At 65.8% G+C, this 11,587-nt stretch carries 10 protein-coding genes and 1 pseudogene; 5 read left to right on the forward strand and 6 right to left on the reverse strand.

Annotation, left to right across the window (positions count from 1 at the left end):
- Nucleotides 1-1,058: hypothetical protein (locus ACLBYD_RS29710; protein ID WP_447819258.1), on the reverse strand; the 1,058-nt coding region annotated here is incomplete at its 3' end.
- 294 nt (nt 1,059-1,352) lie between these two features.
- Here ACLBYD_RS29710 and ACLBYD_RS29715 point away from each other — a divergent pair.
- The gene (locus tag ACLBYD_RS29715; RefSeq protein WP_447819259.1) at nt 1,353-1,772 is read left to right on the forward strand and encodes a hypothetical protein; all 420 of its coding nucleotides are present in this window, start codon (nt 1,353-1,355) and stop codon (nt 1,770-1,772) included.
- Between the two features lie 4 nt (nt 1,773-1,776).
- Nucleotides 1,777-2,754 (forward strand): hypothetical protein, encoded by a 978-nt coding sequence (locus ACLBYD_RS29720; protein WP_447819260.1) that lies wholly within the window; start codon nt 1,777-1,779, stop codon nt 2,752-2,754.
- Nucleotides 2,755-2,850: 96 nt separating this feature from the next.
- On the opposite strand, the gene ACLBYD_RS29725 is transcribed toward ACLBYD_RS29720, so the two are convergent.
- Both ACLBYD_RS29725 and ACLBYD_RS29730 read right to left on the reverse strand, forming a co-directional pair.
- Nucleotides 2,851-3,525, reverse strand: coding sequence for a hypothetical protein (locus ACLBYD_RS29725; RefSeq protein ID WP_447819261.1), 675 nt, complete (start codon nt 3,523-3,525; stop codon nt 2,851-2,853).
- A gap of 35 nt (nt 3,526-3,560) precedes the next feature.
- On the reverse strand, nt 3,561-4,310 hold the full coding sequence (locus ACLBYD_RS29730) for a DUF3658 domain-containing protein (RefSeq protein ID WP_447819262.1): 750 nt from the start codon (nt 4,308-4,310) through the stop codon (nt 3,561-3,563).
- A gap of 619 nt (nt 4,311-4,929) precedes the next feature.
- Between ACLBYD_RS29730 and ACLBYD_RS29735 the strand changes: the two are divergent.
- A pseudogene (locus ACLBYD_RS29735) lies at nt 4,930-5,284 on the forward strand (transposase); the annotation flags it as partial.
- A gap of 166 nt (nt 5,285-5,450) precedes the next feature.
- Here ACLBYD_RS29735 and ACLBYD_RS29740 read toward each other — a convergent pair.
- The 3 genes from ACLBYD_RS29740 to ACLBYD_RS29750 all read right to left on the reverse strand — a co-directional run bounded on the left by ACLBYD_RS29740 (nt 5,451) and on the right by ACLBYD_RS29750 (nt 7,231).
- Nucleotides 5,451-5,873, reverse strand: coding sequence for a hypothetical protein (locus ACLBYD_RS29740; RefSeq protein ID WP_447819263.1), 423 nt, complete (start codon nt 5,871-5,873; stop codon nt 5,451-5,453).
- A gap of 189 nt (nt 5,874-6,062) precedes the next feature.
- Entirely contained in the window at nt 6,063-6,866 is an 804-nt protein-coding gene (locus ACLBYD_RS29745) for an ImmA/IrrE family metallo-endopeptidase (RefSeq protein WP_447819264.1), read from the reverse strand.
- Nucleotides 6,867-6,889: 23 nt separating this feature from the next.
- Nucleotides 6,890-7,231: a helix-turn-helix domain-containing protein gene (locus ACLBYD_RS29750; RefSeq protein WP_447819265.1), complete on the reverse strand. Its 342-nt coding sequence runs from the start codon at nt 7,229-7,231 to the stop codon at nt 6,890-6,892.
- 240 nt (nt 7,232-7,471) lie between these two features.
- Between ACLBYD_RS29750 and ACLBYD_RS29755 the strand changes: the two genes are divergently transcribed.
- Both ACLBYD_RS29755 and ACLBYD_RS29760 read left to right on the forward strand, forming a co-directional pair.
- Nucleotides 7,472-8,047: a hypothetical protein gene (locus ACLBYD_RS29755; protein WP_447819266.1), complete on the forward strand. Its 576-nt coding sequence runs from the start codon at nt 7,472-7,474 to the stop codon at nt 8,045-8,047.
- Nucleotides 8,048-8,383: 336 nt separating this feature from the next.
- On the forward strand, nt 8,384-11,377 hold the full coding sequence (locus tag ACLBYD_RS29760) for a hypothetical protein (RefSeq protein ID WP_447819267.1): 2,994 nt from the start codon (nt 8,384-8,386) through the stop codon (nt 11,375-11,377).
- The last annotated feature ends 210 nt before the right edge of the window (nt 11,378-11,587 follow it).

Below are 11,587 nucleotides of genomic sequence, written 5' to 3' on the forward strand. Positions count from 1 at the left end.
ACCTCGCTGACCCAATATTCCTGGCGGACCGGGGCGGAAGGCGGAGCCGAGATGTAGATGGTGTCACCGTCGCGGCGTCGGGTACCGCGCACCAGCAGACCTGTACACAGCTCCTCTTGCCATCCCGAGATCATGGTGCCGGCGACGGCGGCGGGGGTGTGCCAGGGCGGACCGGCAAGCTCGTCGCCCGTCTGGGGTGGATGCATGGTCACAGCGAAGGTGTTCGGGTTGCGGGCCCACTTGAAGTACACCACCACGTGGTCGAGTTCGACGTGTAGTCGAATCGGGCGGAACTGCGTGGCGATCCTGCCGCGGACCCGGATACCGTTGCGCAGTGCGCGCACCGTCTCGGCCGCGGTGTCGGTGAGCCGGTCGAGGGGCACACCGGTGACCTCCAGGCGCCAGCCGCCGTCGGGTTCGGTGTCGGGATGGCGGATTCCTGCGGTCGGGGCGTACGGACCGACCCGGGCAATGTGCTCGAGCAGTTCCCTCGATTCGGGATCCGGATCGAGTTTGCGGGCGTCGATGACTTTGAGCCACACCCGGTTCCAGGCGATGGTGTCCGGGGCCAGCACCGGGGTGCCGTCCGAGGCGACGAACACCACGAACAGCGGCTGGGTGTAGCTCAGGTTGGTGCGCATGCGCGGGTCCACATCGGTCCGGCGGATCATTTGGTACGCATAATCCGACCACTGCCGGCCGAGCACCGCACGCGCCCACGCTTCCGGTTCGACGGCCGGGTACTCGTGGACCAGATCGGAGCCCGCTGCCCGCCGGTCGGGATACTTATCGGGATAGCCCTGCACATGGATCCGCACGCACACCGGCCTCATATCCGCAGGGAAGGATCCCAGCTCGTCGGCGTCCTCATAGCTGTAGCTGACCTGGATCCGCAAGTGGGGTGTCGTCAACGACGGCCCCTCGACAGGATGGGTGTCGAGCAGTATCGACCGGCGATATGAGGGCTCTCCGGTGGCGGCGAGGCCGCGGAGCAGGTCACGGTAGATCGCAATGGGTTCTTCGAACCGCGTGGTGAGCAGATCGGTCATGTCAGCCATGGCGGCACGGTCGGATCCGCCACCGGACTCAGCAGACGCAGTCATTCTTTCGACGCAGTGACAGCATGAACCCACCATAACCGCCTTGCGGCACATCCCCGGTCGCGACAGGTTGGATACGGCGGCGTCGGGTCCGGGGCATCGGACTTCGCGGCGTTCCTGTCGACCGTTCCACGGCACCAGCGACGTTCTTCGGTGCTCCTACGGGCAGAGCCATGATTCGGAAGCTGATGCCGCCTCACCTGGCCGGTGTACCGTGGTTCTCTTCGTCTTCGGACGGAGTACGCGGGAGCGATGACCGATGAACGAACACCAGCAGATGCGCCCCCGGACTACCACCGCTGCCTCGACACCGTCTTCGCCTCCCCCACAGCGTGCCGCGAACTCCTCGAACGTCTCGCCAAGACACAGGAACACGATCTGCGGTCGACGTGGTCACCGTGGCTCGGTCAGGAACCACCACCCCACGGGCCTGAGGTGAAACGGCGGGTCCCTGCCGAAGTGCAACTGTTGATGGTCGAGGCACAACTCGCTGCTGAACGCGCGTTAGACGAGCGGCTGTGGCGCGAACTGTACGACCTTCTGGGAGTTCCTCCCCTGCAGGAGAGCAACGCCGAGCTCGTCGTCCACCTACGAATGCTGCTCGACCGCTTGAACAACCGCATCACCGAACTCGAACACGCGATAGCTTCCGAGACCGATCCGGAGACGTGAGACCGTGAGCGCCCGCAAGACATCTGCGGAACTTGCCGACATGATCCGCCAGAACCTCGATCTCGATCTCGACCCGATTCGCGAGTTTCTGTCCGCTGCGGCGCGAGCGATCGACATCGACCCATTGCGGCCGGGTCCGGCTCCTCGACTCGTCGCACCCAGCGTGGCACTCGACGATGTCACCGTCACCGTGGCGCTGACCGCCAGCGATCCGTCGTATCTGGGTACCTTCGACCGGACCACCGCAACCCGGATGGTTCAGGTCTCGATCCAGGCCCGCTCCGCCACCGCACCGGGGGCGGGCCACCCTGAGCGGCGGCGGCCGGCGGTCCGGTTGCCGGTCGACGAACAAATCGCCTGGGTCGAAGTGGTGCTGGGCGACTGGTCCGACTATGCCTATCGGATCGTGAACGAAGAAGGCCGATATCGCATCCGTCCGGAATTTTTCGTCGTCTTCATCGACCGCGGCGGCACACCTCGGCTCGCGCCCAACGACCTGCAGTGGGTGCTGATCAGCGGGGGCCGCCGTGCCTATCCCGAGAAACTGATACCCGACGATCCGGAACTGCTGGCGTACCTGCGCCGCCACGGGGATCTGATCCCGGCCGATCTGGTCCCGCATCCGCAGGGGACATCACCGCAGGTGTGGGCGCATCAGTTCGTCTCGCACCTGACCGCCACCCTCGCCGACGAACTCGGCCGCATCGGCAACGGTCGATGGTTCACCTTCGACGAGATCAGCCTCCACGGTCACAGCCAGGTCATCGTGCGCTACACCTGGCACCTGATCGACGGGGACAAGGCGTACGGCTTCGACATCGACCTGGCCGGGGTACGCGCACAACGCCTGCGACTGTTCGACGATCCCCGCGCCAGAACCGCCGCCACCAGCATCGGGATGCTGCCGTTCGACCAACCGGTGTTCCGGGCCCCGGAGGTGATCGGCGGGGTGACCTGGGTCCGATTCGGAGCGCCCGAGTGACATACCGGAGCATCACACTGGTGGGCATTCGGCCCTTGCCGACATCGCTCCGGTGCCACGGAACATGGGCAGCAATTTTCGGTCCGTTGTCGGCAGCTAGCGATTCCGTATCTTCAGCACGGCGTTGGTGAAGAACTCGGTGAAATCGCCTTCGAACTCCACACCGTTCATGCTCACGACAGCAACGGTGTACCCGTCGACAGAGGCGTAGCCGTAGAAGACCTCGTCGTCGGCCCAGTCCGGATTATCGGGATCGGAGACTTCGTAGAGGATGGCCGCGTTCTCGGTGGCGATCACCGGCGGCAGGTCCAGTCGCGAGGTGGTGATCGTGCGCGAGTTCATCCTGTACGTCGAACACGATCCGGTGTGCGCATCGGCGACCCGTGCGATGTCGAGCGGCACGTCACTGACCAACGCGAGATAGGAACGCTCGTCATCGAGGTAGGCGCCCATCATCGACGTCGAATCCACATCACTCAACCTCAGCCGGGCTTCATCGGCGTAACTCGACTGCTCACCGCACTCCACGGGGTCGTACGCGATGTCCCTCGGCACCCCGACATCACTCGGCGTATCCAACAGCAGGTTCATCACCAACTGTTCCGGCTCGGTGAACCGGGCAACCTGCGTACCGGCAGGAAGATCCTCGACCGTCAGAAGAAGACTGTCGCGCGATACGGCCTGTGTCGGCTCCTCGCTGGATCCCCCGCATGCCGTCGCAACCAGCAGCAGCCCGACCAACCCGGCCTTCGACAGAAGCGCACGATACATTCCGGGAACGCTACCGGCCGGTGGTCGAAGCCGGGTCATATGCTGGCGCGGTATATGAGACACGATTCCATCGTGCTGGGGTTGCCCTCTGCGGTGATCTTCCCCTCGGATATCAGCGCGATCAACCGTCCCCTCAACACGTAGTCGGCTACCGACCCTGACGGGTTCGTGCCCATCGCTTCGGCGATCACTCGGCTCATCGGTGTCGGCAGCATCGGCGTGCGCTGAAGCAACAATTCGTCGAAGTGATTCTCCGGCGCTGACGTCAGGGTCGAACCCGTCAGCACCCGGAACGGTGCGTTCTCGTGTTGAAGTGTTCGCCAACGCTCGGCCAGTTCGGCAGACTTGCTGGTATCAACCGGTCGCGCAGTGTCGACGAGCCGACTTAATTCCGATGGCGCTGTGGACGAGACACTCCCCGAGCCCCTGTTTTCGGTGACGTCGATCAGTGACCAGGGTCGCCCCTCGGCAGTGCTCGCGAAATGCAGCAAGCTGCACAGTTCTTCAGCGGATCGTCTGCCGAACCAGAAAACCGTCGGAGTCGATGCGTCGATGAAGCGTGGATCCCACCGTCCGAAAGCCGGCATCCACGGATGATGTCGCCCCGCGATGACATCGCTGAACCACCAACCGGATGCGTGACGGCGCAGCGACTGCGCGTCGATCGGACCCCAGCTGAGATCATCGACGTCGGTCAAGATCGTGCAGTCGTCGCCGGTAGCGGCCAGCGCCTTCTGCAACGCGGTCCCTGCGGTGAAGCTGGGGGCAATATGGTTCGTCGGCACAACCTCGTGATATCGGACTGCGGCGACGATGTCGAACCCATGATCCTGCGACGAGGCATCCTCAGGGCCCCTTCAGCGCTGCGATAAGCCCGTCCGTGCACCCGACCGACCTGGATGCTCCTCCCCCGCGCGATCACGCAGCCGACGGGTCGTCAGGGACGGTTCGATCAGCGGGAATCGAGAGGCCGAGAATGATGAGGAGGTAGTCGTCGTAGCCTCCCACGGAACCGGCCGCGGCAGCGTACCCGGAGCCTCGCCGACCAGCAGCGCCGAAGTAATTTCCGGTAGCGGATTGCGCAGCACGACCATGCTCAGCAGATCCAGGAACCGGAAGGCCGTTGCGACGGCCTTGTCGGCGACCGTCCACAGATCCGCGGCCCACCCTCCGTCGAAGGCCGGTTGGAATCCCCACGCGTTCGCGATCTCGGGACCGATCTTCTCGAGCTCGGCGACGATGTCGGCGGTGAGTGCGCGCCGAAGGGTGCTTGCCCGCGCGGCGCGTCCGGCTCGAGGAGCGAGCCGAGCATCAGCGCCGGCCTGATCTGCACGTTGTGGATGGAATTGCGCAGCTCAAAGATCACCCGCAGGTCCCGCTGAAACCGAGACAGTTCCGCGATGGCGGCACGATGGCACCCAATTGCTGCCGCTGATCGAAGCAATCCCGCACATCCGCGGCCGACGAGGCAGACCCCGTCACCGGCCACGCCGCGTGTTCGCCGATCGTGGCTACGACTACGACAAGTACCGCACGCTGCTGCGCCGGCACGGCATCAAACCGATGATCACTCGCCGCGGTGTCGCGCACGGGTCCGGTCTGGGCAAGGTCCGTTGGGTCGTCGAGCGCACCTTCGCCTGGCTGCATCAGTTGAAACGCTTGCGCGTCCGCTCCGCGGTACGAGCCCGACATGCACCAAGGACTACTCGAACTCGTCTGCAGCATCGTCTGTTTGAGACGACTACGGAAGTCATTCTGAAACGGTCAGTAAGAACAGCGGTGGTGATCGGGTTTCTCTTCGGATGAGAGGCTACCTGCCGCGCCAGTGCACGGCGTGCAGGGCGCGGACCAGAAGCGCGTGTGCTTCGCGAGGGAATCGGACTTGTGGTGTCGTCGGCTTTCATCACGCGCTCTGAGATGCGCGATCACTGCCATAGGTGAGTTGACAGCAGCTGGGTCTGCTGGATCGGAAGCAGACCGTCGTCGCAACCTCGGAGCCTGTCGTAGACCTCGCGCATTGCCTGCTTGTCCGGCAGATGCTCCGTTCCGGCGGCTTTCTCCAGAATTGTCACGGTGTTCACCACAGCGATCGACCCGTACGCTCTTCCCGTGGCGCGCAGGCGGTCCAGACGCCTGATCTCGTTGGTGGCAAGCTCGGCGCCACCGCGATCGTCGATGATCACTCTCACGCGCTGTCCGCCTTCGGCGAGGACGACAGCGTGAGCGACCACCATCGTTTCACCGAGATCCTTGGCCGTCGAACGCCGTTGCCCCCAAGGCTGCCGAGTGATGCGCTCGAGTGCAGACAGCAGCTCCGAGGTCGGGTCGTCGGGCAGAACCTCGAGCAATCGGTCGGGAATCTTTCTTCCACACCTTCTCCACTGCCCGGAACCGTGGATCGCGGTGAGATTTGGCGAGCACCTCATCTCGGACGGTTTCGGGTGTGCTGATCGGACCTGTCACCGACAGCAGCAAGCGTTCTTTGTTGATGGAGAGGAAATTCAAGGCCGGACCGGCATCGATGATCGGCCGAGGCGTCATTCGCTTCGGTCCTCATCGACGTCGTCCTCCCAATCACTGAAGTCGACCGTCACCGAGGGAAGATCGTCCACTGACGCCCATTGCGGCTCTTGATCCCGCGGGATGACCCCCTCGGCGCTCAGACCACGAATCACCTCGTCGACATCCACGCCTCTCAAGGTGGCCAAAGTCTGCGCCGACACGACATTCTCGATATAGCCCTCGATCGCCCGCGCCAACAGCTTCTGCGGAGCACGGCGGGTGTTCGACTGGGCTTGCAGCAACTGGTAGTGGTCGGTCCATCCGAAGCGGGCAGCGACCTGCGCCGTGGTCATCGCCCTCCACGCGGACTTCGTATCCGCGTCGATATATCCGGCCTCATGCAGTGCGATCGCTGCGATTGCCGGGGAGATCCCGAACAACTGCACCACCCGCGACAGCTCCCCCAGCGAAGCCGGGCGGGTCTCGACCACCTCCCGTACGCCCTGCACAGGCACAAGCAGATGCCGCGCGAAGGCATCTGCCCGGATCTCATGGTGCGGTCGCCGATCGGTACCGGTCGAGGGTTCCTCGGTCCAGTCCTCGAACAGCACGTGTGCCAACTCGTGGGCGAGTGTGCTGCGCTGCCGCATCGGGTGCGGTGTGCGGGCAACAGCGATGAACACTGCTCCCCGCTCACGATCGCGCACCGTCAGGCCATGCTCATCCGGTCCCCCATCGAGCACGGCCACATCGTTTCCTGTGGTCTGCTCGATGAGAGCCACCAGATCGCCGAGAGGCTGGGTCCCCAGGTGGTGGCTGCGCCGGAACTCAGCGGCCACCTCGCGTCCTTCAGTCTCCGCGCTCACGCAGTGATCCCGATGCCTTGATCCTCCAGATAGGCATCCAGCTCGAGGAAATGCAGCAACTGGCGGCGCATCCGATCCATCTCGGCTCCATTGGTGGACCGCGCTGCGTACTGCGCCCGATCGGCGACCGCCGAGGATCCGGTCAACTGCGCAAGGGTGCAACCAGTGGCCACCGCGATCGCCACCAGCTCGTTCGCCTTCGGCAGGCGCTTACCCGAGATGATCCGCGAAAAAGTGGGCTGGGAGATGCCGGCACGTTCGGCCAACTGGCGATCACTGCCGATACCCGCCATGACCCGCGCCTGCTCGATCCGCTCGACCACCGAGGACGTATCCACACCCCTCACCTCCTGAATCACTATTTAGCTTCGTGATTCAGTCTAGATGCCGGGCCCTCCCCACGCCAATGCGATCAACGACACCCGAAACCACGCGATGTTCTCTGCCACCCACCGCCCCGCAGTGCAGCAACAGGATTTACCTCGGACAGGACCAGGTTCGCCGCCGCGGCAAAGACGACGTCGTCCGAGGCGCGACTTTGATGGACGCCGTCGAGCCTCGGTCCTATCGTGGCGTGCGTGAGGGCCTCGCACACTGTCCGGGTAGCTGCGGGCACCTTCGTGGTGGGGGCCATTGCCGTGGCCCCGTACCTGTACGACCACTATTTCCGGGTCCTCCCGCATCCGCCTCCCGCCCGCATTGCGTCCGGTGCGAACTGTCTGGCTCCGAATATCCTGCGCCAGGTCGTGCCTGTCCCGGTGCGAGCACTCGATCCTGCCGATGATGCGCCCGAAGCCGGCGCGCTGCCACCGGACTTTCTGCCCATCGCGGTGGTCACCTGCACGGAGGCGACGACGGAGGACGACGCCGTGAACGGGGTCGCCACTGTCGACGAGGAACACTGGACCGGGGATCTGTCGGCTGTTCTGATGGAGTTCGCGCAGCCCTCGCGACCTCAGTCGTGGTTCAGCGACTGCACGGCGTCCGCCGCTCGTCTTCCTGCGGTATGGCTGGTCGATGCCGCCGCCCGCGCCGTGCGCCCGGCATTCCCCCACGAAGCAGAATGTGGCGTACCCAGCCATGCCCCGATCTCAGCAATTCGCCGGTTGGAACAGACGAAGACGGTGCAGCATATCTTGCCTACCGGCCCGTAGACGATCACACATCGCTGCTGCCGGCGACAGGTCCAGGGGCTGGATCCGCCGGATGCCGATGATGGCGTCGACGGTGCCCGGGAACGACGGCTCACGCACGGACACGTGATCGGACTGTTCGTTGCCGTGCGCGCTGCTGGACACTTCGCTCCGCCACGAAGTTCCTCGACCGCTTGATGCTTCTTCGAGTCCGGCCCAAGAACAGATCCCAGAGTTGTCCGGGCATTTCCGTGCCTGCGCCCAAGTTTCGACGATACGAAGCCAGACCGCCCCACAAGATCATCGGTAGGCTGGTTCTCTTCGCCCCACGCGGCGGAGTACCCGGGAGCCACACCGATGACCGACCACCCCGCACAGATGCGTCCGCACCGGCAACTGCGGCTGCTCGCAGGCCAGGACGCCATCCTCGACGGCCAAATCCCGCGTCCGACGGTCGGGCAGGTCGGGGTGTTCTGGCTGCTATTCGACGAAGTGCCAGCCGACCCCCACGATCCGACCCTGTCGACGATCGACGCCGACGCCGAACCACTTGCACCCCCGCGCCTCGAACCCGCCGTCGACGCACCCCCCACGATGCCGCGGTCGTGGGTGTGGCCGATCCTGCTGCGCGGCGACGGCTGGTCGGCGACCTGGTACAGCCCCCGTCCCGCCACCGGCCGCATCCGCCTCACCGGTCGGTTCGTCGGCGACTTCGCCTACGCCACCACCGGCTCGGTCCGCGGACGCGTCCTAAGCGCCCGCAGTCTCGACGAGACGGCCAGCGGCGGCCGGCACGAACCCGGCATCCTCGCCGATCTCGACCTCGACGACGTGCCGCCACCGGCGATCCGCCCCGTGATCATCCCGCGAGCGATCTCCGCCGCCGGACGCATACTATGGGCCGCCGACGAACAACTCCCCCTGATCGCACGCATCGACCTCGACCACCCCACCGAGATACGCACCGTCGTGCTGCCCGCCCCGATTGCCCCGCAACCCGGACACAGCCCGTGGCGACTGCACGCCGACCCGGAAGGATGCTGGATCGCCGGCTGGTACGGCATCTTCCGGGCCACCACCGTCGGTGCGGTGCACCGTCTCGACGACCGCTGGGTCGACGCCTCGGCCGCACACCACGGAACACTGCTGACCTGCACCCACGAGAAGACCGCCACTCGCATCGGCCTCTGGTACCCCGATGGACAATCCCACCACGACGACACCACCATCCCCGCCGGCACCGTCACCGCAGTCACCGCCGATAGCGACGGATTCCGCATCCTCCTACGCCAGCGCAACACCTGGCCGATCACCACCGTCGTCGCCATCACCCTGGGCGGACACATCACTCTTGGACCACCCCTCGACGGTATCGACAACCACGCCGTCCTCACCGCCGACCCGGCCGCCGTGATCGATCTGCGCGGCACCCTCCGCACTATCCGGCCCGACCTGCACACCGAACCCCCGACACGCTGGCCGCTGCCCGGCCTGTCCGGCGGCACCGTCGGTAACCACATCTGGATCGAACACCACGACCCCGACCGCGACCTTTATGACGACCGTGAATACTGGCTGCTCAGCCTCACCGACCCTGCCGGGCAGGTGATCGCCCGCACCGAAACACGTACCCCCACACCGGATGTCACCATCGACGGTCATGGCACCGTCTGGGCCACCGACAACACCAACATCATCGCCGTGCACACCCCCACCGGAACCCTCCCACCACCGATCCCCCTCGCCGAACTCCTCGACCGGGGCGCCGCCATCGAATCAGGAGAACTGCCCGTGACCACAGCTCCTGTCCGGCCCCACCGGAGGCTGTCGGTGCTGGTGACCGAACTGGCCATCGCCGATGGTGAGGTCGCGCCACCGGAGGTCGGCGACATCGAACGCTACGCGCTGCTGTTCACCGAGACCCTGCCGGACGAGACCGATCCGAGCATCGTCACCGTCGACGTCGACGTCGAACCCCTCGACGAGGGTGTCCCGCTGCGCCAACCCGCACCCTCGCCGTACTTATCGGAGGAGCAGCGGTGGTGGGAATGGCGACTGTTCCTGCGCGGTGACGGGTGGACGGCCACCTGGTACAGCCGGCGCCCCACCCTCGGCCGGCAACGACTCACCGGCCGGATCATCGGCGACCTCGGCTACGCCACCACCGGCTCGGTCACCGGCCGAATCCTGCGCGCCCGGATCGTCTCCGACACCTACCGGCTCCTCGACCCGTCCCCGTCCGCACCGCCAGGCTCCGTGCGCTGGGTTCCGGTACCCGGCACCCGCCACTTCCAGGACGTGACGGCAGCGACCGGAGTGTTCCGCGACGACACCCGCCCACCGGCCCACCGGACACCTGGCGTGGACCGGATCCGCGAAAGCGGGGTGCTCGTCGATCTCGACCTCGACGACGTCCCATCACCGCCGCTACGCCCGGCGCTCATGGCCGCCGCGGTGTCCGCCCACGATCGGGACGTGTGGATCATCGACCGGGAACTACCGATCGTGGTCCGGCTGCACAGCCAGCGCATCGTGGGCGAGTACCGGTTTCCCGGCGCGATCCTGCCCCGGCACGCGCACCGTCCCCGCTGGGTACACGCCGACACCGACGGTTGCTGGGTCGCCGGCCGGGACGGGATCTTCCGCTGCACTCTCGACGGACAGGCCGTGCGCATCGACGACCAGCCTGTCACCGGCTCCACCGCACTCGACGGGGTGCTGCTGTCCTGGCACAGCAATGACGGGCAGAGCGTGCTGAGCCTGCGGTGGCCGGACGGGCGAGACCACACTCTCGGCACCGTCGACGGCCGCATCCACACCGTCCACCCCGCCCCCGACGGGTTCATCGGGGTCCTGCACACCGGCACCGACACCGACGACCCGCACACCCGGCTGTTCACCGTCGACCCGCACGGCCAGCTGCGCCTCGGTCCACCCCAACCACGTCTGGCGGGCATCTTCATCGCCGGTGGCGATGGTCCGCGGCTGATCGACCCCCGCCGCGGCCGGCAGCACCCGATCCACCCGGATCTGACCGTCGGTGACGCCGAACCCGCTGCGATCACCGGGCATTCGGGCGGAACAGTCGGGCCGTGGCTCTGGGTCGTGCATCCGGGAGGCAACCTACGGACCGAACCGAACCCACTCAATGACTGGTACTGCCTGCTGTCGATCCTCGACCCAGTCACCTTCGCGTTGCAGCACCGCCTGGCCATTCACTCGCCCTACCCGGAAGTGTCGTACGACAGCGACGGACACATCTGGATCATCGCCGGCGGCATCTGGAGCCTCGACCCCCACTCACCCGACCCCGCACACCACGTCCGCCTCGACCACCTCCCCGAACAATGACCCCATCCCGGCGCGGACCGGCGCCCCCACACCCGCTGCGCACCCGCACCCCATCACGAGCCGGCGCCGCGCACAATCTCATCGAGCAGAAGCATCCGAATCCTCGGCTGGACCAGGGACTGTCGGAATAAAGGTTGATCTGGTTTTGGCCGACACGCCGAGCTTGCTTGGCGAGAAGGCACGATCATGACCGAAACACTCGATCCTATG

The sequence above is a fragment of the Rhodococcus sp. C26F genome (genome assembly GCF_053345925.1).